The 24,210-nt window shown below is 30.7% G+C and carries 22 protein-coding genes, 1 tRNA gene and 1 pseudogene; 10 read left to right on the top strand and 14 right to left on the bottom strand.

The annotated features are described in order from the left end of the window. Positions 1–52 precede the first annotated feature (52 nt). The 5 genes from UXY25_RS06075 (at position 53) to UXY25_RS06055 (ending at position 6,858) form a co-directional block, all read left to right on the top strand. Positions 53–2,092: a response regulator gene (locus UXY25_RS06075; RefSeq protein ID WP_320815116.1), complete on the top strand. Its 2,040-nt coding sequence runs from the start codon at positions 53–55 to the stop codon at positions 2,090–2,092. A gap of 70 nt (positions 2,093–2,162) precedes the next feature. After that, a complete protein-coding gene (locus UXY25_RS06070; RefSeq protein WP_320815115.1) occupies positions 2,163–2,648 on the top strand; it encodes an acetyl-CoA carboxylase biotin carboxyl carrier protein subunit in 486 nt (161 codons plus the stop codon). Position 2,649: 1 nt separating this feature from the next. Continuing rightward, positions 2,650–4,092: an acetyl-CoA carboxylase biotin carboxylase subunit gene (gene accC, locus UXY25_RS06065; RefSeq protein WP_320815114.1), complete on the top strand. Its 1,443-nt coding sequence runs from the start codon at positions 2,650–2,652 to the stop codon at positions 4,090–4,092. A gap of 5 nt (positions 4,093–4,097) precedes the next feature. Further along, entirely contained in the window at positions 4,098–5,639 is a 1,542-nt protein-coding gene (locus tag UXY25_RS06060; protein ID WP_320815113.1) for an acyl-CoA carboxylase subunit beta, read from the top strand. A 133-nt stretch (positions 5,640–5,772) separates the two neighbouring features. Further along, the gene (locus tag UXY25_RS06055; RefSeq protein ID WP_320815112.1) at positions 5,773–6,858 is read left to right on the top strand and encodes an NlpC/P60 family protein; all 1,086 of its coding nucleotides are present in this window, start codon (positions 5,773–5,775) and stop codon (positions 6,856–6,858) included. Here UXY25_RS06055 and UXY25_RS06050 read toward each other — a convergent pair. From UXY25_RS06050 to UXY25_RS06015, 8 genes are all read right to left on the bottom strand, one after another. Further along, on the bottom strand, positions 6,855–7,340 hold the full coding sequence (locus UXY25_RS06050; RefSeq protein WP_320815111.1) for a GyrI-like domain-containing protein: 486 nt from the start codon (positions 7,338–7,340) through the stop codon (positions 6,855–6,857). The two genes, UXY25_RS06055 and UXY25_RS06050, sit on opposite strands and share 4 nt — an antisense overlap. A 3-nt stretch (positions 7,341–7,343) precedes the next feature. Continuing rightward, entirely contained in the window at positions 7,344–8,333 is a 990-nt protein-coding gene (locus UXY25_RS06045; RefSeq protein WP_320815110.1) for a metal-dependent hydrolase, read from the bottom strand. Between the two features lie 20 nt (positions 8,334–8,353). Next, complete coding sequence (locus tag UXY25_RS06040; protein ID WP_320815109.1) at positions 8,354–8,593, bottom strand: 4a-hydroxytetrahydrobiopterin dehydratase; 240 nt, start codon at positions 8,591–8,593, stop codon at positions 8,354–8,356. A 2-nt stretch (positions 8,594–8,595) separates the two neighbouring features. After that, positions 8,596–9,114 carry a DUF4442 domain-containing protein gene (locus UXY25_RS06035; protein ID WP_320815108.1) on the bottom strand — a complete coding sequence of 173 codons (519 nt, stop codon included), beginning with the start codon at positions 9,112–9,114 and terminating at the stop codon, positions 8,596–8,598. Positions 9,115–9,190: 76 nt separating this feature from the next. Next, a complete protein-coding gene (locus UXY25_RS06030; protein ID WP_320815107.1) occupies positions 9,191–9,427 on the bottom strand; it encodes a YdcH family protein in 237 nt (78 codons plus the stop codon). Positions 9,428–9,567: 140 nt separating this feature from the next. After that, entirely contained in the window at positions 9,568–10,881 is a 1,314-nt protein-coding gene (gene rimO, locus UXY25_RS06025; protein ID WP_320815106.1) for a 30S ribosomal protein S12 methylthiotransferase RimO, read from the bottom strand. Positions 10,882–11,026: 145 nt separating this feature from the next. Then, positions 11,027–12,577, bottom strand: coding sequence for an OmpP1/FadL family transporter (locus UXY25_RS06020; protein ID WP_320815105.1), 1,551 nt, complete (start codon positions 12,575–12,577; stop codon positions 11,027–11,029). Between the two features lie 36 nt (positions 12,578–12,613). Beyond that, entirely contained in the window at positions 12,614–13,645 is a 1,032-nt protein-coding gene (locus UXY25_RS06015; protein ID WP_320815104.1) for a hypothetical protein, read from the bottom strand. A 100-nt stretch (positions 13,646–13,745) separates the two neighbouring features. On the opposite strand from UXY25_RS06015, the gene proS reads away from it, so the two are divergent. The 5 genes and pseudogenes from proS (at position 13,746) to UXY25_RS05990 (ending at position 18,227) form a co-directional block, all read left to right on the top strand. Then, on the top strand, positions 13,746–15,224 hold the full coding sequence (gene proS / locus UXY25_RS06010) for a proline--tRNA ligase (RefSeq protein WP_320815103.1): 1,479 nt from the start codon (positions 13,746–13,748) through the stop codon (positions 15,222–15,224). A 79-nt stretch (positions 15,225–15,303) separates the two neighbouring features. Further along, positions 15,304–15,375, top strand: a tRNA-Glu gene (locus tag UXY25_RS06005). A 152-nt stretch (positions 15,376–15,527) separates the two neighbouring features. Beyond that, complete coding sequence (gene rpsT, locus UXY25_RS06000; protein WP_320815102.1) at positions 15,528–15,779, top strand: 30S ribosomal protein S20; 252 nt, start codon at positions 15,528–15,530, stop codon at positions 15,777–15,779. A gap of 134 nt (positions 15,780–15,913) precedes the next feature. Continuing rightward, a pseudogene (gene typA, locus UXY25_RS05995) lies at positions 15,914–17,710 on the top strand (translational GTPase TypA). A 76-nt stretch (positions 17,711–17,786) separates the two neighbouring features. Then, positions 17,787–18,227, top strand: a complete 441-nt coding sequence (locus UXY25_RS05990; protein WP_320815101.1) for a hypothetical protein — start codon at positions 17,787–17,789, stop codon at positions 18,225–18,227. A 46-nt stretch (positions 18,228–18,273) separates the two neighbouring features. Here the strand turns inward: UXY25_RS05990 and UXY25_RS05985 are convergent, their stop codons facing one another. From UXY25_RS05985 to UXY25_RS05960, 6 genes are read right to left on the bottom strand one after another with little or no spacing between them, the layout of a single operon-like run. After that, on the bottom strand, positions 18,274–19,365 hold the full coding sequence (locus tag UXY25_RS05985) for a peptidylprolyl isomerase (protein WP_320815100.1): 1,092 nt from the start codon (positions 19,363–19,365) through the stop codon (positions 18,274–18,276). Between the two features lie 8 nt (positions 19,366–19,373). Further along, positions 19,374–19,940, bottom strand: coding sequence for a gliding motility-associated peptidyl-prolyl isomerase GldI (gene gldI, locus UXY25_RS05980; RefSeq protein ID WP_320815099.1), 567 nt, complete (start codon positions 19,938–19,940; stop codon positions 19,374–19,376). Positions 19,941–19,942: 2 nt separating this feature from the next. Beyond that, positions 19,943–20,953: a bifunctional oligoribonuclease/PAP phosphatase NrnA gene (locus UXY25_RS05975; RefSeq protein WP_320815098.1), complete on the bottom strand. Its 1,011-nt coding sequence runs from the start codon at positions 20,951–20,953 to the stop codon at positions 19,943–19,945. Position 20,954: 1 nt separating this feature from the next. Then, positions 20,955–21,326: a fluoride efflux transporter CrcB gene (crcB, locus tag UXY25_RS05970; protein ID WP_320815097.1), complete on the bottom strand. Its 372-nt coding sequence runs from the start codon at positions 21,324–21,326 to the stop codon at positions 20,955–20,957. Between the two features lies 1 nt (position 21,327). Continuing rightward, complete coding sequence (locus UXY25_RS05965) at positions 21,328–23,355, bottom strand: choice-of-anchor L domain-containing protein (RefSeq protein WP_320815096.1); 2,028 nt, start codon at positions 23,353–23,355, stop codon at positions 21,328–21,330. Positions 23,356–23,371: 16 nt separating this feature from the next. Beyond that, entirely contained in the window at positions 23,372–24,208 is an 837-nt protein-coding gene (locus UXY25_RS05960) for an ABC transporter permease (protein ID WP_320815095.1), read from the bottom strand. Positions 24,209–24,210 lie beyond the last annotated feature (2 nt).

Genomic DNA, 24,210 nt, shown 5'->3' with positions numbered 1-24,210 from the left:
TTTTAAAAATAAAAAAGAATCCACCTATACTAAAGTTATTAGCTTACTGTCCTTGGTATCTTTAAGCTTATTGCTTTTAGTGTTAGGTCTTTATTTTTATATGCGAATTCAAGAAAAAGAAATATATAATTCAAGTAATGAGTTGTATAATAATGAAATCCAGTCTTTGTTAAAACTGAATAGTGAATCGTATACTTCTCTTGCAATCGATGCAACTTATTGGGATGAATTTGTTGATTTTACAAAAACTAAAGATTTAAATTGGTTTAATACTTCAGTAGTAAATCTTATTGATACTTATAAACTTGAATACATAAGTGTTTATGACGCTGATAATGAGTTAATTACTCAGGTTTCAACTCCGAAAATTAAAACAAAAGATATAATCCCTAAAGAAGTAATTCAAAATTTATTAAAGAAAAAAGTTGATAAATTTTATTTAAAAATTCCAGAGGGAATAATTGAAGTATATGGAGCCACTATTCATCCATCTGATGATCCTTATAAAAATAAAACAAGCCCGTCAGGTATTTTTTTTATGGTACGCCTTTTAGATAACGAGTATTTTGCAAATATTGAAAAGATTAGCAGCTCAAATATTAATTTTTATACAGGTAAAGAAAAAGTCACTAAAACTGTTTATTCCATTGTTCCATTAAAGGGATATAAAGGCAATGTGATTTCAAATTTATTTTTTAAAAGAGCATATAATATAGATTTTTGGATTACTAAAACTATTTTATTGATTATGGCTTTTGCTATAATTTTTTCATGGTTTATTTATTATTTCTATGCAAACAAATGGGCGAAACTGCCGCTCAGTTTTATTAAAAAAATTCTTAAAGATGGAGATGTTTCTTCTATTAATGCTTTAAAAAGTATAAAAGGAGAATTTAGATACATAGGTATGCTTTTTGAGGAAAATAAATTTAAAGCAGAACAATTAAAAATTGCAAAAATAAAAGCTGAAGAAAGTGATAAGCTAAAGTCATCATTTTTAATGAACTTGTCACACGAAATTAGAACGCCTATGAATGCAATTATAGGGTTTACAGATTTATTGAGAAATTCAAGAATTTCAGAAGATGAAAAAAAGGAATATTTAGATATTATTAATGATAGCGGAAATAATTTGGTTGAAATTATTGATGACCTTGTAGAAATGTCAAAAATTGATTCCAATTTAATTAAACCAAATGTTGAAACTGTTAATTTGGAAGAATTGCTTTTTAATTTAGTAAGAACACTTAAAATACTTAATAAAAATGAAAATGTTGAATTTAAATTTAATACTCCAAAAAGTTCGTTAGATATTGATATTGTTACAGATAATGTTAAATTAAAAGAAATTATATCAAATCTTATTTTAAATGCTTTTAAATTCACTAATGAAGGCTTTGTGATTTTAGATTGTGAAATAGATGATCAGAAAGATAATATAACTTTCAGTATTCAAGATTCTGGAATAGGAATACTTGATGAATTTAAAGAAAATGCATTTAAACGCTTTAGTAAAATAAATACAAAAGGAATTTCTGCAAATGAAGGGTTGGGATTGGGATTAGCTATTTCTAAAGCTTATGTAGAAATGCTAGGCGGAAATATAAGTTTTCAATCTCAAGAGGGTGTAGGTACAACTTTTAAATTTTCAATTCCACTAAAAATTGCAGAAGGAATTAAGTTAGAAAAAAATGTATTTGACCCTAAAACACCAACAGAATTGGGTGATGAAGTTATTGTTCTAGTTGCTGAAGACGATAATATAAATTTTTTATTAATAGAAAAAATAATTAAAAATTTTAATTGCACAGTCGTTAGAGCGAAAGATGGTTTAGAGGCAGTTGAATTTTGTAAAACTAATAATGAAATAGATTTGGTGCTAATGGATATACGAATGCCAAATCTTGATGGTTATGAAGCCTTTAAGCAGATTAGAGAGTTTAATAAAGAACTTCCAATTATAGCACAAACGTCTTATTCTTTTCAAGAAGAGCTAGATAAAATTAAAGAACTTGGTTTTAATGGTTTTATATCGAAACCTTTAGATAAAAACAAATTGTATGAACTTATAAAAATCTATTTAAAAAAATAAATAATTAATCCAAAACGAGTTTCCTTTATCCTTTCTTTTCCTTATTTTTACGCCTCTTAAAAGTAAAAATATGAGTAATCATTATAAACTAAACGTAAACAATACTTTTCAATTTGATGTTGAGAATGATGTTGTTTCTCAATTAGATGCTGTAAGTGTTGAAAAAGATAAATTTCACATTTTAAAAGACAGTACACCTTACCAAGCTGAAATCATTGCAAGCGATTTTATCAATAAAACGTATACCGTTAAAGTAAACAATTCAACTTATACAGTTGCAATTGCAAACGCTTTAGACTTATTGATAAAAGAAATGGGATTTGAAGTAGGAGCATCTAAACAAGTAAATTTCATTAAAGCACCAATGCCAGGGTTGATTTTAGAAATTTCTGTATCAGTTGGTCAAGAAGTAAAAGAAAATGATCCTTTATTAATTCTAGAAGCTATGAAAATGGAAAATAGTATTTTATCTCCTCGTGAAGGTGTTATAAAATCTATTACTATGACAAAAGGAGCAGCGGTAGAAAAAGGAGCTTTATTAATTGAATTCGAATAAGATGAAAAAAATATTAGTTGCAAATCGTGGTGAAATTGCCATAAGAGTAATGCAAACAGCAAAGAAAATGGGAATCAAAACCGTTGCTGTTTATTCAGTTGCAGATAGAAATGCACCACACGTGAAATTTGCTGACGAAGCAGTTTGTATTGGAGAAGCACCTTCGAGTCAATCGTATTTAAGAGGTGATAAAATAATAGAAGTTTGTAAACAACTTGGCGTAGACGGAATTCATCCTGGATACGGATTTTTAAGTGAAAATGCAGACTTTGCTGATTTAGTAGAAAAAAATAACATCACATTCATAGGGCCAAAATCTAAGGCAATGCATATGATGGGGAATAAATTAGCTGCTAAAGACGCTGTTAAAGATTACGATATTCCTATGGTTCCTGGTGTAGATGAAGCAATTACTGATATACCAAAAGCAAAGAAAATTGCCGTTGAAATTGGTTTTCCAATTTTAATTAAAGCAGCAGCTGGTGGTGGTGGTAAAGGAATGCGTGTTGTAAATAATGAAGGTGAATTTGAATCACAAATGGATCGTGCAGTTTCTGAAGCAGTTTCTGCTTTTGGAGACGGTTCTGTTTTTATCGAAAAATATGTAGGTTCGCCACGTCATATCGAAATTCAAGTAATGGCAGATAGCCATGGAAATATTATTTACCTTTTCGAAAGAGAATGTTCCGTACAACGTCGTCATCAAAAAGTTGTTGAAGAAGCACCTTCATCGGTTTTAACACCTGAAATCCGTAAAGCAATGGGTGAAGCAGCAGTTAAAGTTGCTAAAGCTTGTGATTATTTAGGAGCAGGGACGGTTGAGTTTTTATTAGACGAAAACAAAAATTTCTATTTCTTAGAAATGAACACTCGTTTACAAGTAGAACACCCGGTTACAGAGTTAATCGCTGGTGTTGACTTAGTAGAAATGCAAATTCGTGTTGCTCGTGGAGAAGCACTTACTATTAAACAAGAAGACTTACAAATTACAGGTCATGCAATGGAATTACGTGTTTATGCAGAAGACCCATTAAACGACTTCCTACCAAGTGTTGGAAATTTAGAAGTATATCAATTGCCTGTTGGAGAAGGAATTCGTGTAGATAACGGTTTCGAACAAGGAATGGATGTGCCTATTTATTACGATCCAATGTTAGCGAAGTTAATTACATACGGAAAAACGCGTGAAGAGTCTATCGAGTTAATGATAAAAGCGATTGCTGATTATAAAGTAGAAGGAATTAGTACAACGTTGCCTTTTGGGACTTTTGTAATGGAACATGAAGCTTTCCGTTCAGGAGATTTTGACACACATTTCGTAAAAAAATACTATGATGCTGAGGTATTGAAAGCACAAGCGGCAAAAGAAGCAGAAATAGCTGCTTTAGTAGCTTTGAAAAAATATTTAGAAGACCAAAAAGTTTTACGCTTACCAATCAACTAATTGACATGCAAGACAAAATAAAAACATTAGAAGATAAACTAGCCCAAGCCTATTTAGGTGGTGGTGAAAAAAGAATAGCAAAACAACACGAAAAGAAAAAGTTAACGGCTCGTGAGCGTGTTAATTATTTAATGGACGAAGGTTCTTTTGAAGAAATTGGAGCGTTGGTAACCCATCGAACTACCGATTTCGGAATGCAAAACGAAATCTATTATGGTGATGGTGTAATTACAGGCTACGGAACTATTAATGGACGACCAGTGTATGTTTTTGCACAAGATTTCACTGTTTTTGGTGGAGCATTGTCAGAAACACATGCAGAGAAAATTTGTAAAGTAATGGACATGGCTTTAAAAGCGAATGTTCCTATGATAGGTTTAAACGATTCTGGTGGAGCACGTATTCAAGAAGGAGTTCGTTCATTAGGAGGTTATGCCGATATTTTCTATAAAAACGTACAAGCTTCTGGAGTAATTCCTCAAATTTCTGCAATTATGGGACCATGTGCTGGTGGAGCAGTGTATTCTCCGGCTATGACCGATTTTACCATGATGGTGGAAGGAAGTAGTTATATGTTTGTAACCGGACCAAGTGTTGTAAAAACAGTTACTAATGAAGAAGTAACTGCAGAAGAATTAGGAGGAGCAAGTACACATTCAACAAAGTCGGGAGTGGCACATATTACGTCTACAAACGATATTGAATGTTTAGAAGATTTGAAAAAATTATTGAGCTATTTGCCTCAGAGTAATAAAGAATTACCAACGAAATTACCTTACGAATTAAACGATGAGGTTCGAGAACAATTGGCAAGTCTTATTCCAGATAATGCGAATAAGCCTTACGATATGCATGATGTAATTAAAGGTATCATTGATGAAGATTCGTTTTACGAAATTCATAAAAATTATGCCGAAAACATCCTTGTAGGTTTTGCAAGAATTGGCGGTAGAAGTATTGGAGTAGTGGCTAATCAGCCTATGTTTTTAGCAGGTTGTTTAGATGTGAATTCGTCTATAAAAGCAGCTCGTTTTACACGTTTTTGTGATGCTTTTAATATTCCATTATTAGTATTAGTTGATGTGCCAGGTTTCTTACCGGGAACTGACCAAGAATGGAACGGAATTATTGTACACGGAGCAAAATTACTATATGCATTAAGTGAAGCAACTGTGCCAAAAGTGACTGTAATTACGCGTAAAGCTTATGGTGGTGCATATGATGTAATGAACTCAAAACACATTGGCGCCGACTTTAACTTTGCTTGGCCAAGTGCCGAAATTGCAGTAATGGGAGCAAAAGGAGCTTCTGAAATTATCTTTAAGAAAGAAATTAGCGAGGCAAATGATCCTGCAGCGAAACTATTAGAAAAAGAAGCAGAATACGCAGAGAAGTTTGCAAATCCATACAGTGCAGCACAACGTGGTTTTATCGATGAGGTTATTTTACCACAAGATACACGAAGAAAATTATTAAAAGCGTTTAGTATCCTAGAACATAAAACAGTAGATACGCCAAAACGTAAACACGGAAATATTCCTTTATAAAACAAAAAAAAACCACCACAAGGTGGTTTTTTTGTTTAACTTAATATTAAGTTAAAACATAAAATCCAATTCATAGTTTCTCTATCTTGCGACACTTTCTAAAAGAAATGTTTTTTAACTTAACTATCAGATAATGAGGTTTTTTAGTAATTGGATAATTGTTTTAATTCTAGCTTCAACTGGAGTTTTTGCGCAAAACAGTGTGAAACATAAAGTTGAACAAGGCGAATCTATATATTCTATTGCTAAAAAATACGATGTTAAAGAAAATGCTATTTATGATTTGAATCCAACTGTGAAAGGGAAACCTTTGCAATTAAAAACCGTTTTAATTATTCCTTCAAAAGGTAAACCACAAGTTGTAAATGTTATAGAGCTTCCAGAAAGTCATAAAGTATTAAAAAGTGAAACGTTTTATAGTATTTCTAAAAAATATAAAATAACTGTTGCGCAGTTAGAAGCTTTAAATCCAGAAATTTCACCTTCTAATTTAAAAATTGATGATGTTTTAAATTTGTCTAAAGATAAAATTGTTTCAGCACCAAAGTTGGAGTTGCCTAAAGAAAGCGCACCAATAGTTATAGTACAATCTACTGAATTAAGTTCTTTAGAAAATGAAATTGTGTATAAAGTACTTCCAAAAGAAACCAAATACGGAATTTCAAAAAAGTATAAAATTACCATTGATGAATTAGAACGGTTAAATCCTACTATTGTTGGTGGCTTGCCAATTGGAGCTGAGTTGGTAATTAAAAAGAAAGAAGCAGTTGTAAATGCTGTTGTTGAAGAAAATAGTAATGAGTCAGCTGAAAAACCAATTGACACCAATGTTCTTGCAAAAGCAGATTTTTTAATAGAAAAAGCTTCCAATAATTTGGGAACACGTTACAGAAGTGGTGGAACTACTTCAAGCGGTTTTGATTGCTCTGGATTAATGTTTACTACTTTTCAAGAGTTGGATATTAAATTACCAAGATCTTCTACTGATATGGCAAAATATGGATTTGAAGTTTCTAAAAGTAATGCGCAAAAAGGCGATTTAATTTTCTTTACTACCAATAGAAAAGGAACAATAAGCCATGTTGGTATGATTACGGACGTTACTGATGATGAAATTAAATTCATTCATTCATCTACTTCTTCAGGCGTTATTATTTCATCAAGCAATGAAGATTATTATTCAAGAAGATTTGTACAGATTAATCGTGTTTTGAATTAATTTTTTTCAATTATTGGTACCCAAACTTCTTCTTCTGTTTCAGGGTTTTCATGTCCTAAATATTTATCACCCATTACTGTAAAATGAGGTTTATCGTCTAATTTGTATTTAGATTTTGGAAGCCATTCTCCATAAATATATTGTGAAGTATTATAAAAATTGGCACTTGTTCCTTTGTGAATAAAAACCGCATAATCCCCAGCTGGAATTTCGAATGTTTCAAATCCTTCAGGTATAAAATCATAGTTTTTTACTTCAACTAGAGCGTATTTAGTAAATTCAGTGTTAGATTTAAACTCTTCAAAACTTTCTCCGTTATATACTTGAAGTGAAAAAAAATCGGCACTTGCTGCATTTTTTATTTCTTTTAAACGCGGCATTAATTGTTGCCAAATTTTCACAGTTTGATCATTTTCCATTGTTGTTTTAATTGAAAAACCAATGGTTTTTTTGGCTTGTATGTTTTGAATTTTTGGTTCCATATTTTAATTTCCTTTTACGCGTATAAATATTTTGTGTAATAACTCTTTAAAGTTATCGGGTCTTTTTTGACTTAGTTCATAGCTACCGTCTTTATTGAAAGTTAGAGGAAAAATAAAAATTGCTTTTCCATTTTCAATACTCATTGGTCCAAATTTAGTTCCATAAACCATCATTTTATCACCTTCTTTTCTTGCTAATTCAAATCCTTCTGTAAAATTAAAAAAAGGATCTAGTTCCGCAATTTTCATTTTTTCTGTAATAAAAGCAGTATCGTTTTTTTCGTAATGAAAATTCAATATTTTTTTGCTATCAAATAAACTATAATCTGAAAAATAAATTCCTTCTTTGGTCTTTACAATTCCCTGCCAAAAAATAGTATTGAATGGAGTAGGTACAATTTTCAATTTTTCGTAAACTATATTTTGTCTTTTTAACTCCTCTTCAAAATGATTTTTTACAAATAAATTCGCAAATAAACCAAAGAGCAAATAAGCTGTAGAAATCACTAATGAATATTTAATAACAGTTATTCGATTAGCATTACTGTTTTTCATTATAAGTAATGTAATACAACCTATTAGTAGCCAAATGGTGTATAAAGGATCAATTACAAACACATTGTCTAATGCGAAATAAGATTTGTTTATTGGATAGAATATTCGCGTCCCATAAGTAGTACAAATATCTAATAAAGGATGTGTGAATAGTGCTAAAAAACTTGCCAAAAACCAACCTTTATAAGGTGTTTTGTGTTTATATGAAAACCATTTTGCACAAAGTAAACTTAATAGTATTGAAAAAAAGATAGAATGTGAAAAGGCTCTATGAATTGCCAATTGTTCTATAGTGTTGAGAAACGGGTTTAGTAAAATGTCTAAATCGGGAATTGTTCCTAGAATAGCTCCGTACAGTAAGGCCTTTTTTCCGATTTCTTTATCTTTTACTAATGCAAAAGTCGCTGCACCAAGTACAATTTGAGACAATGAATCCATTTATATTTAAGTATGTTTTGTTATGAATTGAGTAATAATTCATCAATAGCATTTGCTAATTTTTCATCTCTTTCGGTAACAATATTTCCTTTGTCGTGTGACGTGAGTTTTATTTCAACTTTGTTGTACACATTTTTCCATTCTGGATGATGATTCATTTTTTCGGCAATTAAAGCAACTTTGGTCATAAACGAAAAAGCCTCTATGAAGTTTTCAAATTCAAATTGCTTTATTAATACATTGTCAGTTTCTTTCCACATAATTATTTGTTTTTTCTAGCTTTTAACTTCGCTTTATAAAATGGTTTAGTGCTTATGTAGATTGTTTTCTCTACAACTGCAAAAATTTGGTTTTTAGAACTTTCAATTTGTAACGTTTTAATTAAATCTATTTCGTTGTTTTGAGCAACGTCTTCTTTGATTTGAGTAATTTCTTCTTTCGAGAATTCAAAAACAGCATAAGAATGTTCGTTAGCAGGTTTTTTAAACCGAATGTTTGTTGATTTATCCCAAACTACATAATCATCTCCTAAAATTTGTAATAACTGAATCATATATATTGGATCAGTTGCTGAAAGCATGCTGCCTCCAAACATGGTTCCCATATAATTCTTGTTTTTGTAATTTAGAGAAATTTTTATTTTTACGCTATGGATATCTTTTGAAACTTCAGTTAATCGTGCATTTGTTCTACGATACATTGGTGAAATGTTAAACAGTATTTTAAATAAAGTATTCTGTTTAAAAAATCTAGATAAGAAAGCGAAAATTGCTTTGTACATTTTTTTATACAAATATAAAAAAATCCTTTCCAAATGAATGGAAAGGATTTAAAGTTTAGTTTTAAAATTTGTTGGTTTAATTTTTATTTAAATAAGTATATATATGATCTTTTATACGAACTCTTTCTACTCTAAGGTTATTTAATACATCGTCTGAAGCTGGCTCTGAATCTGTTTCAATTCTATATATTTCATGATCCAACTTGTCATATTCTTCAAATAAATTTTTGAAATGATTATCGTTTACTTTTAAATCATGAATTTTCACTTCAAATTCTGGAAAATCAACTGTTAATTGGTGTTTTTTTATCATGTTCTTCTCTTGTTTTAATTAGTATACACAAATTTACTACTTACAATAATTATAGGAAATGATATTTGTCATATGAAAATAAAAAAATCCTCACTATATGTTAGTGAGGATTCTTTTATCTTTTGTTATTTGAAATGGATTTATGTTAATGGTTCTGCATATAAATCAAACTCAGTAGCATCTGTAACTTTTAGCATTACAAAGTCTCCAGTTTTTAAATAATGTTTGGAAGCATCAACTAAAACTTCGTTATCTACATCTGGGCTATCAAATTCAGTACGACCTATAAAATGCTCGCCTTCTTTTCTGTCAATTACGCATTTGAATACTTTTCCAATTTTTTCTTGATTTAAATCCCAAGATATTTGTGCTTGTATATCCATGATTTCCATTGCACGTTGTTGTTTTACTTCGTTTGGAACATCATCAACTAATTTGTAAGCATGTGTGTTTTCTTCGTGAGAATAGGCAAAACAGCCTAAACGCTCAAAACGCATTTCTTCAACCCAATTCTTTAAAATTTGGAAATCTTCTTCTGTTTCACCAGGATATCCAACGATTAAAGTAGTACGAATAGCCATTTCTGGAACCGCTTTTCTAAAATCTTTTAAAAGATTGGTAGTTTTTTCTTGAGTTGTTCCTCTTCTCATCGATTTCAAAATGCTATCTGAAATATGTTGCAACGGAATATCAATATAATTACAAATTTTAGGCTCTTTTTTCATTAAGTCTAAAACTTCCATTGGAAAACCTGTAGGGAAAGCATAATGCAAGCGAATCCATTCGATACCTTCAACTTTCACTAAGTTTTCAAGCAATTCAGCAAGATTTCTCTTTTTGTAAATATCTAAACCGTAGTAAGTTAAATCTTGAGCAATTAAGATCAATTCTTTAACTCCGTTTTTTGCTAGTTTTTCGGCTTCTATTACTAAATGTTCAATAGGAGTAGAGACGTGTTTTCCTCTCATTAAAGGAATAGCACAAAAGCTACATGGTCTATCACAACCTTCAGCGATTTTTAAATACGCATAATTTTTTGGAGTTGTTGTTAAACGCTCACCTATTAATTCATGTTTGTAATCAGCGCCTAAAGCTTTTAATAATAAAGGTAATTCTGTAGTACCAAAGAATTGGTCAACATTTGGAATTTCTTTCTCTAAATCGGGTCTGTATCTTTCAGATAAACATCCGGTAACAAAAACTTTGTCAACTAAACCTTGTTCTTTCTTTTCAGCATACTCTAAAATTGTATTTACTGACTCTTCCTTTGCATTGTCAATAAAACCACAAGTGTTAATTACAATGATGTTTCCTTCATCTTCTGTAGCTTCATGAGTCACTTCTTTACCATTGGCTTTTAGTTGTCCCATTAAAACTTCACTATCATAGACATTTTTAGAACATCCTAGTGTAATTACATTGATTTTATTCTTCTTTAACGACTTGGTTCTCATGCTTTTATAAATTGAGCTGCAAAATTACGTAATTTATTCCATTACGAGTACTTGCTTATAGATGTTTTTTAAAAGTAATTTTAGTTCACAAAAAACCCGACAAGATTAAGTATTTGTCGGGTTTGAATATTGTTTTTAAATTTATTTAAAAATTTACAGAATAAGTCACTGTAATATTATTGTTTATTTGTCTCATTCTTGCAGTGTCATTCATTCCTGATGAAATTAAGCTTTGGTTGTAATTTCTATGATCATTTGAATAAGATAAGTCTAGTTTGCTTTCGCCAAAATTATACCCAATTCCTCCAGAATATCCAGTTAAATCTCCCATTGCGTAATCAACTTTATAAGGGCTTTCTTCAAAACGATATCCAGCTCTAACACTGAATTGTTTGATTTTGTATTCGCCACCAATTCTATACTCAATGGTATTGTTTAGCTCTTGACTCATTTGGTTGTTTAAACCTCTAAAGAAAGAATCATTAGTTGGTTTGAACTTTGTGTTGCTGTAGTCCTTGGTAATTACATCAACACTAATTAATCCTTTTTTATTTACAATATAAGCCATACTTCCTGTCCATTTACTAGGAGTTTGAATTTTGTAAGTAGGATAGATGTTGATTACATTAGGCGCTATTGTGCTATTGAAATCTGTAGTTCCATCAGTTGTACTTGTATATAAGCGTTGAGTCAGTTCATCATTTAATGTATACCAAGTCGATGATTCATACGCTAAACCTAATCGTAAGTCATCAGTAACTTTTGCAATTGCACCTAAATTAAATGAAAAACCTGATCCATAAGTAGAAAGCTCATTGTTAAATTGAAGCTGTTCAACAGTAAGTCCACTTGAATATAATGGATTATTGTTTCTTTCATATAATGAAGATGTCTTAATGTAATCTGTAAAATGAACATTTAAATTCATTCCTAAGAATATTTTGTCTTTGTATGCAGTAGCAACGTTTGCAGTTACTTTACCATTGTATCCTGTACTTTGAATATAATTTTCTTGATAATAATTTCCGCCAGTTGGAATATTTGTGTAATAATCAACATTATTTGGGTCATTATCGTCAAATGCTTCAAAAAGTAATCCTTGGTACCCTAGTAAAGCTTGTTGAGCTGGAAAACCCAACCCACCTGTTTCTCCTAAATAATTATATAAACTAGATATGCTTTCTCCAGATTGTAATTGCAAATTGCTTAAAGGTAGTCCTTGAGCAAAGTTTATGAAATAATTACCTATTGAATTGTTGGGATTAATTCCTGCAGAGAATATATTATTGTCAAAATTATTGGTGTTTTCATAATTTAAAGCAATTGCAATTTTATTCCAGCCGTTATTTTCTTCAGGACTAGAATTGAACACCAATACTGCTCCAATTTGATTGATGTCTAATATTCCATAAGTTTCCTTAGTAGTTGTATTGAAGTAATTTGACTTATTGTATTTGTTGTAATTTGTTGCAGTAATACTTGCGTAATTATTTGCAAAAATTACTGATCCAGCTGGATTAATATTTAAGGCAGATAAATCTCCTCCTACAGCACCAAAAGCCCCACTCATACCTCTAAATCTAGCAGTCCCGTTAAGGTTGTCAATTGAATATCTCAAAGCATCTTGTATAGTTGTTTCTTGACTAAACCCCAATAAGCTGCTACTTATTAATATAGTAAATAATATCTTTTTCATAAATAGTTTTTTTATAGCAATTTTTAATTGAGTAAATTACAACCCACCTCTACCACCTCTAGAGCCACCACCTGAACTTCCTCCAGAACGACCGCCGCCAAAACTTCCACCTGAAGAAGAACCGCTTCTAGGTGAAGAATAGTTATTGTTACTTCTAGGTGAAGAGTTATTGTTGTTATTAGATCTTGGTGAACTTGTGGTTCTTGGCTTTACATTTCCATTATTTTGAGAGCTTCTTGGGTTTTGAATTGTAGAATTATTATTTCTAGGTTGTGTACTTCTCGGCTGAAAATTGTTGTTTCTAGGATTAGATGTTGTACTATTTCTTGGTGAAGAAATAGTATTTCTAGGCGAAGCTGCACTTATGTTATTATTTCTTCCTCCATTATTATAGCTAGATCTTCCTCCATTTCCATAATATCCATTTCCACCTCTTCTTCCGCCATTATGTGCATAATGATTATTGTGTCCATATCCGTTTCCATAATAACCGCCATAGTAAGGGTTTCCGTAACCACCCCATCCATTACCGTACCATGAGTTCCATCCCCATCCCCAGTTAGATCCGTACCAACCATTCCATCCCCAGTTGTTTCCGTACCAACCATTCCATCCCCAGTTTGCACCATACCAATTGTTCCAACCACCACCCCAATAAGGTGAGTTCCAATTATTCCATCCCCATCCAGAGTTATTGTTGTAATAGTTAATCGTTACATCGCTAGAGTTATTTCCCCAGCCAGAATAGTTTCTAGAATTCTCATCATTCTGATAAACTACTACAACTGTATCTTGATCTGTTGAAGTATAATTATCCACATCAGTAAAATAGTCATATTCATTTTGCATGTTTTTAAACTGAGATGCATATTGATTAGACTGTTGAATATTTTGTTCAGAATATCTATTGTTATAGTTTTCTTGTGGACGCTCATTTGTACCATAAACTCCATCATTGTCATAATATGATGAATTTTGGTATGAACCACATGAAACAAGTAGTAAACTCAATAGTCCGATTAAGGAAAATGAGTTATATTTTCTTAAATTAAGTAGAATAGCTTTCATATCTTTTTTTTTTATTGTTGCACAACACAAAAATAGTTAGTTTTGCAGAACTATTTTATATAGTATAAATATAAACAAATTTTGTGCCAAAATATTAAAAATGAGCAAGAACCTAACGAAAAGAGAAGAAGATTATTCTAAATGGTATAACGAATTAGTTGTAAAGGCTGACTTAGCAGAGAATTCTGGGGTTAGAGGTTGTATGGTTATTAAGCCATATGGTTATGCAATTTGGGAAAAAATGCAAGCAGAATTAGATAGAATGTTTAAAGAAACAGGGCATCAAAATGCATATTTTCCTCTTTTTGTTCCCAAAAGTATGTTTGAAGCAGAAGAAAAAAATGCTGAAGGTTTTGCTAAAGAATGTGCAATTGTTACACATTACAGGTTAATGAATGATCCAGATAATAAAGGAAAGTTAATAGTTGATCCAAAAGCTAAACTAGAAGAAGAATTAATAGTTCGTCCAACTAGTGAAGCAATTATTTGGAGTACTTATAAAGGTTGGGTGCAGTCTTATAGAGATTTACCATTGTTAATTAATCAATGGGCAAATGTTGTAAGATGGGAAATGCGTACTCGTTTGTTTTTAAGAACTGCAGAATTTTTATGGCAAGAAGGGCATACCGCACATGCTACAAAAGCTGAAGCGATCATAGAGTCTGAAAAAATGATGAATGTGTATGCTGATTTTGCTCAAAATTTTATGGCAATGCCAGTTAGAAAAGGATTAAAAACAGAATCTGAACGTTTTGCTGGAGCAGAAGAAACGTATTGTATTGAAGCTTTAATGCAAGACGGTAAAGCATTACAGGCTGGAACTTCTCACTTTTTAGGACAGAATTTTGCAAAAGCTTTCGATGTGAAATTTGCAAATAAAGAAGGGAAGCAAGAATATGTTTGGGGAACTTCTTGGGGTGTTTCTACACGTTTAATGGGTGCTTTGGTTATGACGCATTCAGATGATAACGGATTGGTATTACCTCCAAATTTAGCGCCAATACAAGTGGTAATTGTGCCTATTTATAAAACAGATGAGCAATTTGAAGCAATTTCAAATGAAGTTAATGAGTTGGTTAATTCTTTAAGAAAAATAGGAATATCTGTTAAATACGACGATAGAGATACTCAAAAACCTGGATTTAAATTTGCGGAATGGGAATTAAAAGGAGTACCAATTAGAATTGCTATTGGTCCAAAAGATTTAGAAAATGGAACTTATGAAGTAGCAAGAAGAGATACGTTATCAAAAGAGACCGTTTCTAAAGAAGGAATTGACGTTTTTATTCAAAATAAACTAAATCAAATTCAGGAAGAATTATTTACTAAAGCTGTTGATTATAGAGCAGATCATACAACTGAAGTAAATGATTTTGAAGAGTTTAAAAAAGTTTTAGACATAAAAGGAGGCTTTATTTCTGCACATTGGGATGGAACAGTGGCTACAGAAGAAAAGATAAAAGAACTTACAAAAGCAACTATTAGATGTATTGCTTTAGATAGAATAGAAGAGGCGGGAAGCTGTGTTTTTACTGGTAATCCATCAATTGGAAGAGTGCTTTTTGCAAAGGCGTATTAAAAATATTTTTTTTTTTTTATTCAGGACTTGCAGAAGTAAAAAAATGTTGTATTTTTGCAACCGCAATTAGAAAAATAATGGCCCGTTCGTCTATCGGTTAGGACGCATGGTTTTCATCCATGTAAGAGGGGTTCGATTCCCCTACGGGCTACAATTAGTTGTAGATTAGTTTTATAAAATGGAAGTTAGTGTCTCTAATTTTTGTTTTATTAGTTAAAACCAAAGTGATTATTTTAATTGTGGGAGGTTTTTCTTTTTAGGCTAGTAGTTTATAATAATTATTACAATTAAAAAAATTAAAAAATGGCAAATCACAAGTCAGCTTTAAAGAGAATTAGAAGCACAGAGAAAAAAAGAGTATTAAATAAATACCAACATAAGACTACGCGTAATGCTATAAAAGCAATTCGTATAGCTACTGAAAAATCTGAAGCGTTAACAAAGTTACCGTCAGTATTTTCTATGATTGATAGATTAGCAAAGAAAAACATTATTCATTCGAATAAAGCAGCTAACTTAAAATCAAAGTTAACTAAACATGTAGCAAAACTTTAATTAGTTTTAATATAATATTTACAAAAGCCTAGTATTTTTACTAGGCTTTTTTGTTTTATAATTAATTCAATGCTAAATAATTAATTTTTATATTAAAATAAAGCGTACCTTTGCACCTCCAAAAAAAGAGTTAAATGACATCTATTAGAAACATCGCAATTATTGCACACGTTGACCACGGTAAAACTACTTTGGTTGATAAAATTATGTATCACTGTCAGTTATTTCGTGATAACGAAAACACAGGTGATTTAATCCTTGACAACAATGACTTAGAACGTGAAAGAGGAATTACTATTACGTCTAAAAACGTTTCTGTTCAGTATAAAGGAACAAAAATTAATATCATTGACACTCCAGGTCACGCCGATTTCGGTGGTGAAGTTGAACGTGTATTAAACATGGCCGATGGTGTTTGTTTATTAGTATATGGTTTTTAAGGACCAATGCCACAAACGCGTTTTGTATTACAAAAAGCAATTGATTTAGGTTTAAAACCTTGCGTTGTTATCAATAAAGTTGATAAAGAAAACTGTACTCCTGAAGAAGTTCATGAAAAAGTTTTTGACTTAATGTTTGAATTAGGTGCTACTGAAGAACAATTAGATTTCCCTACAGTTTATGGTTCTGCTAAAAACAACTGGATGTCTGATCATTGGGAAAACGTAACTGATAATGTTGAGGCAGTATTAGATATGGTTATTAAAAATGTACCAGCTCCTAAAGTTTCTGAAGGAACTCCACAAATGTTAATTACATCTTTAGACTTTTCAAGTTTTACAGGTCGTATTGCAATTGGACGTTTAGAAAGAGGTGTTTTAAAAGAAGGAATGCCTATTTCTTTAGTAAAAAGAGATGGTAAAGTAATAAAATCTAGAATTAAAGAATTACATACTTTTGAAGGTCTTGGGCGTTTAAAAGTACAAGAAGTTGTTGCAGGAGATATCTGTGCAATTATTGGTGTAGAAGGTTTTGAAATTGGTGATACTATTGCTGATTTTGAAAACCCAGAAGCCTTACAAACAATTTCTATTGATGAACCAACAATGAGTATGTTGTTTACAATTAACGACTCTCCATTCTTTGGTAAAGAAGGTAAATTTGTTACTTCTCGTCATATTAGAGAAAGATTAACAAAGGAATTAGAGAAAAATTTAGCCATGAAAATGGGTGAAACTGATTCTGCTGATAAATTCATGGTGTTTGGTCGTGGAGTACTTCATTTATCTGTTCTTATTGAAACAATGAGAAGAGAAGGTTATGAATTACAAATTGGTCAACCACAAGTTATCATTAAAGAAATTGATGGTAAAAAATGTGAGCCTATTGAAGAATTAACAATTGATTTACCAGAAAATCTTTCTGGACGTGCAGTAGAATTTGTTACTATTCGTAAAGGAGAAATGTTAAGTATGGAAGGTAAAGGTGAACGTATGATTATTAAATTTAATATTCCATCTCGTGGAATTATTGGATTACGTAATCAATTGTTAACTGCTACTGCTGGTGAGGCTATTATGTCACACCGTTATATTGGATACGAACCTTTCAAAGGATCAATTCCAGGACGTAATAATGGTTCATTGATTTCTATGGAAAATGGAAAAGCAATTCCTTATTCTATCGATAAATTACAAGACCGTGGTAAATTCTTCGTTGAGCCTAATGCTGAAATCTATGAAGGTCAGGTAATTGGTGAAAACAGTCGTAGTGATGATATGTGTATAAACGTAACAAAAGCTAAGAAGCAATCTAACGTTCGTTCATCTGGAAATGATGAAAAAGCAAGAATTATACCTCCAATTATTTTCTCATTAGAGGAAGCTTTGGAATACATTCAAAAAGATGAATATGTTGAGGTTACTCCAAAATCTATTCGTTTAAGAAAAATATATTTGACAGAAACTGATAGAAAACGTTTTAAGATCTAATAATCTTTAATGTTTTATAAAAATAGTATTTTTGAACCACGCTTTTAAAGCGTGGTTTTTTATTAAAATAATAAGTATGGAAATTAAATTAAAATTTGGAATTGATAAACTTCTTTTTGGAATGAAACAAAAAGACGTTGAAGCAATTTATGGTAAGCCAAATGCGCAATACAATGATGAAGAAGATAATATTGTATATGTTTATAATGATTATAAAATGCGTTTGACTTTTTATGATGATGAAGATTTGCGATTAGGTTATATTACTTCTACAAATGAAGATTTAGAATTGTTTGGAGAACAAATTATTGGTCAGAATTGGTTAAGTGTAAAAAACATTTTGGCTGAAAAAAAACTAACTCAATTTGAAACAGAAGTTGTAGACGGTACTGAGAATTATTTCTTTGAAACAAACTGGTTGTTTGTGAATGTAGATTATGGTAATGTTTTTAAAATTGAAATAGGTGCAAACTTTACAGATAATGATGATGATTTCGATTGGAAATTTAAAGCATAAAAAAAGCTCCACAAATTGTGGAGCTTTTTTTATAAAAATATTTTAATTATTGTTGAGGCATTTTTTCTAACATCTCAACTTCAAATATAATTGTTGAGTTTGGTGGAATTACATTTCCAGCACCTTGAGCTCCATAGCCTAATTTAGCAGGAATAATTAATAACGCTTTATCTCCATAGTTCATGTTTTCTAATCCCTCTATAAAACCAGCTATTAATCCTTTCTTTTCGCCATATTTAAATGGAAATGGTAAATATTGTTTTGCTGCAGCTCTGTTTGGATCTAATTTACCGTTTTCTTGCGCAACATGTTCGTAACTTGTGTCAAATAAATTACCATTCTCTAAAAAACCAGCGTAGTGAATGTATACTTCTGTTCCGTTAGCGGGTTTTTTACCTTCACCCTTAGTTAAAATTTGATAAGTTAAACCAGATTCAGTTTTTGTTCCACTAGCTTTAACTTTTGCAAATAAAGCTAACTTCTCAGTCTCTGATTTTTTTCTTTTTTCTAATGCTTTCTTGTGATTTTCTGCTTCAACTGCGTAATAGTCTTTGAATATTTTTGCGGCATCAAATTTTTTAGCATCTTTCCCTTTTCTTATAATTGTGATTTTTTCAATAACATCATCTCCGACAATTGAATTAACAACATCCATACCTTCGATAACTTCACCAAAAACAGTATGTTTTCCGTCTAGCCAAGGAGTTTCTTTGTGGGTTATAAAAAACTGACTACCGTTAGTTCCAGCACCAGCATTAGCCATTGATAAAATCCCTCCTTTTGTATGTTTTAGATCAGGATGGAATTCATCTTTAAATTGGTATCCTGGTCCTCCAGAGCCGTCCCCAAGTGGGTCGCCGCCTTGAATCATAAAATCAGGAATAACCCTATGGAATTTTAAACCATCATAATATGGTTTTCCTTTATATTTTTCTTCTACAAATGGATTTTTTCCTTCAGCTAACGAAACAAAGTTAGCAACAGTAATTGGTGTTTTTTCAAACTCAAGTTTTAAAATAATTGTTCCTTTTGATGTTTTTACATCAGCATACATTCCATCTTCTAACTTGTCTGTAGGGTTAGTACAAGATGTAAATAAAGCAAATAAGCTTAAGAATAGACTTGTCATTGATTTCATTTTTTAAATTAATTAGTTCTTTCAGTTTTTGGAGTTTCTTTTTTAATTTCATTAATTGTAACTATACATATTAACGGTTCGTTTGATCCTATTTTTTCATTGTCTCCATGGTAACCAAATGCCATGTGAGAGGGAAAAAGAAAAGTAATAGTCTCTCCCTTTTTCATTAATTTGATTCCATCCCTTAATCCCATCATTATATTTTCTTTATCTACAAAATATTCTTGAGGTTGAAGTTCTTCTTGGGTATAAATTATTTTATTTTTTAAATCTCTTATTTCATAATTAAAATAAGCGATGTCTCCTCTTTTAGGCAAAATAGTATCATTTTCTGTTTTCACATCATACTTATACCAATATCCTTTAGATGAAGCAATGTATTCTTTTAAAGTGTCGTTTGAGATAATGTTTTCAATTAATTGTTCTTCTTCTGCAATTAATTTCTTGTTTCTATCAATAGACTCTTGGATAAAAGTTCCTGAAGTTTGAGAAACTGGTTTTCTAGCTTGTTGTTTAGAACAACTAGTAAACAAAATTCCCAAAAATAAGATGGTTAATAAGGAGCGTATGTTCATTTTTAATGTTTTTCTTCTGCTAAAATAGCAATAAATTTTTTTACAGTTTCTTCTAAATTTAAAAAAGATTTTCCTCCTGCAGCATTTATATGTCCTCCACCATTAAAGTGAGCTCTTGCAAATTGGTTTACATCTACATTACCTTGTGAACGGAATGAAATTTTAATGATACCTTCTTCTTTATTTTCAATGAAACAAGCAGTCATATTAATTCCTTCTAAACTTAGACCATAATTTACAATTCCTTCAGTATCCCCTTTTTTATAGTTAAAAGTGTCTAGTTCATCTTGAGTTAAAGTTATATAAGAAGCATTGTACTCTTTTAAAAGTTTTAAGTTTTGTAATGCTCTTCCTAGTAATTGTAACCTGCTGTAAGAAGCATTATCAAATAGTAAATTATGTATTTCACTATTGTTGATTCCTTTACTGATTAAATCGGCAACACAATTATGTGTTTTAGCTGTTGTTTTTGGAAAACGAAAACTACCTGAATCGGTAGTAATACCAACATATAGGCAAGTTGCAATTTCTTTATTTATAATGTGGTTGTATCCTAATGCATTTATGAAATCATAAATCATTTCACAAGTTGACCCATAATTAATATCAGAAAAAGTGTAAAGCGGGTAGCTATCCGGTGCTTGATGATGGTCAATCATTATCATAGGTACAGTTAAACCTTGTAATGCTTTTTCCATAAACTCTCCTGTTCTATGTAGTGCATTGAAATCTAGTGTAAAAATATAATCACTTGATTTTAAAAGTTCAATAGCTTTGTCTGTTTCTTTTTCAAAAATAACAGTATTTTTAATATTCGGAATCCAAGCTAGAAAATCAGGATAGTCATTTGGTGAAATAAAATGTACTTCGTGTTTTAATTCTTTTAAAAAATGAAGTAATCCTAAAGATGAACCAACTGCATCACCATCTGGATTACGATGTGAGACAATTGTTATTTTTTTAGGAGTTTCTAATTTTAATTTTAAGGCTTTTAATTCGTTTTCGTTCAGCATGTTATTTTGATAAATATATTCCAACACCTACAAAAGCTATTCCAATTATTATAGAAGCAGCAATGTATAATAGTGAAGTGATGTAATTTTGAGATTGTAATAAGTTGTAGTTTTCTAGTCCAAAAGTTGAAAAAGTAGTAAAACCTCCACAAAAACCTGTGATTAAAAGTAATTTTAATGATTCGTTATTCGTATTGTTTTTTTGAAGATAACCTATAAGTAAACCTATAAGTAAGCATCCAATAATATTTACTAAAAATGTAGCATAATAAGCTTTAAAAGGCCATATTTTACTAACATTTACGTTTGCTAAATAACGAAGTGTACTTCCTAATCCACCACCTAAAGCTATTAATATTAAGTTTTTAATCATTCTATCTTTTTAAAGCAAAATGGCTACTTACAACTTTACCATTAGGTTGTTCCATAAGAAACCAATAATCAGTTGATGGTAGAGGAACTCCATTAAAAGTGCCATCCCAACCTTGGTCTAAAGGGGTGATTTGTTTTAGTAATTTTCCGTATCTATCAAATATATAAATTTTACTAGCTTCAATCCCTCTTTTTTCTAGGTCCTTTATATACCATGTGTCATTATATCCGTCGTTATTTGGAGTAAAAAACTTTGGGTAATCTAAAATATAAAAAGATTTTGTACTAATACCACATCCTTTTTTATCTTGAACAAAAATAACATAGTCACCACCATCTAAATTAGTAAAGATTGAACTATTTTGATAATTTATTCCATCTAATGAATATTCATAGTCACCATTTCCTGAAACAATTATTTGTGCTGAATTCTCGTTAGATAAGTCATTTATTATTATTTCATTTATAGTAGCTTTTTCGGAACTTCTTACTGTAAAGGTTTGTGTTGCAAAACATTCATAAGTACTTATAATATCTACAGTATATATTCCTTGTGTATTTACACTTATTGATGAGGTTGTTTCACCGGTACTCCATAAATAACTAAAACCTTGCTCAGCTTGAAGATATACATCATCTTCTTCGCAAATGTTAACGGTTATATTTGGTGTGTTTAATTCAAAAATATTGACCGAAATAGTTATTGGAATTGTGTCAAAACAGTTTGAATTAGTAACCTTAGCATATATAACTTGAGAAAATGCAGTAGTGTTGAAAAAAGGAATTGTTAATGGAGTAATATCTGTAGGTGTTTTGAATAATTCTACGGTATAATAACCAGGTAAGTTCAAATATAAATTAGATTTCATATTGACAATATCAATAGGATTAAAATAAGTTAGTCCATTTTGAACACCATCGTCATCGCACTTAGTATAAGATGTTTGGTTTAAGACTAGTCCTTCTGTAAATTCTAAATTTATTTCCCCTTTTTTCTCGCATAATCCACCTTCATTTACATAGATTTCGTAAATACCATCCATAGATGAAGTATATGGTGGTACAAAATTTAGTGTTGGGTTTGTTTCACCTGGAATAGGACTTCCATTAAAATACCAATTGTATGTAGCAGGATTAGCATCACTAGCATCCAAAGTAAAGCTTTCATCAAAACATATTGGATTCTTGTTTAAAAAAGTTCTGTCATTACCTAAATCAACACCAAAATTAAAGCTTCCACCTCCAAGAAAAATAGCCGAATCATATCTGTAATTTCCTTCATCAGCAATAACTAATTTAATGTGATATTGTGTGCCAGGAATAACATTTGCTTGTGCGGTTAATATTTTTGTTTGTCCGTTGAAATTAGTTGGATGATTCGCATCATTAAAAGCATCAAAGTATTGTTCGTTTTCTGGGAGGCAAATCGTACCAAAACCCCTCACGGTATTCACTTTAACAGGAGTTGAAGTTCCTGGGACCAAAGCAAGGTTTTGATAAGTTGATGTGCCTACTTCTTTTAATAAGAACGCAAATCCATCAGTAAAGTCACATTGATTAGATGTTGGGTTTGATAAATATTGTTCAGAAGAAAACATATAATCAAAACTTATCTTGTCGCCAAGAGGTATAAAGTCAAATTCTAAAATTGTAGCATTAAATGAGTTTGAAATTCCTAATGCATTTTGTAAGTCAATATCTCCTCCCCATCCCATGCTTCCTCCATCTTCAAGAATACTTGTATTGGGACCAGGAGCATTTGCAATTTTACCAGTACTTAAAATAATTCCATCTTGAAATGGAAAAATAGCGCCATTATTATTAAAGTAGCCCCAACTTTTTTCTCCACTTGCAAAATTACCTCCTGATACAGTAACATTTGAAACTGAAGCTGAAGCACAAGGGTTTGAAAATAAAACGTTTTGAATTAAGTTTTGGGCAGTATAAGTCTCATCTACAGTTATGTTTTGAGAAAAAACTGCAGTAATGTTTGAAAAAACAATAATAATTAAAAGATATAATTTATTCATAGCTTCTGCAAAGATACTATAAATCTCGTTTTTTAAGAATATAAAAAGATGTTAAAATAAATATAAAAGTCCAAACAATTACAATACTCACTTCTCCAAAATGAACACCATAAAAGCGCCATACTTTTTCACCGCCAATTGCTGTTTCTAAGTTGCTAATGGCTGAAAGTCTTGTGAAAGGCTCTTTTATTAAGTTACTCATTGCTTCAAGCGGAAACAAATCATAAACATCGTTTGCCATTTTATCAGATAAAAAATTCTTTTTTAAAATTCCAAAAGTAATTCGCTCTCCAATATATTGAATCATTAAAAAACCAAGCGCAAAAGCACTCCTTTTAATCAAAATTCCTAAAAACAAACAGAAAGAGAAGAATCCTACAAGCTTTATAAAGTAAGCAAATAGATATTCCATTTCAGTTGTAACTATAGATATTTCATCATAAGAAGAAAAAGAGTAGCCTAAAATTAATGATAAAATAAAAATGAAAACAGTTGACACAAATGCAAACAATAATATTGTGTAAAATTTAGATAAAATGAATTCTTTTTTGCTCATTCCATCAATTAAATTTTGTTTTAAAGTACCATAACTGTATTCGTTTGACATCATAGAAACAATTACTATTGCTAAAAACAATTTTAAAATAGAAGCTATATATGTGTTAAAATGCCAAATATATGGAAAGTTAAAAATCCCTTGTTCGGCAATATTTATTTCAAAACTTCCAATATTAAATTTTAAAGAGGCAATCAAAGCAATTAGAGAAAGCAATACAAAATATGCTAAAATTAAAATTTTACTTGATCTGTTTTTAAATAATTTTTGAAGTTCTATAGAGAGTAATCTTTTCATTT

Source organism: Flavobacterium sp., from assembly GCF_034111225.1.
Classification (GTDB): Bacteria; Bacteroidota; Bacteroidia; order Flavobacteriales; family Flavobacteriaceae; genus Flavobacterium.
This window is presented reverse-complemented; position numbering and strand designations above follow the sequence as displayed.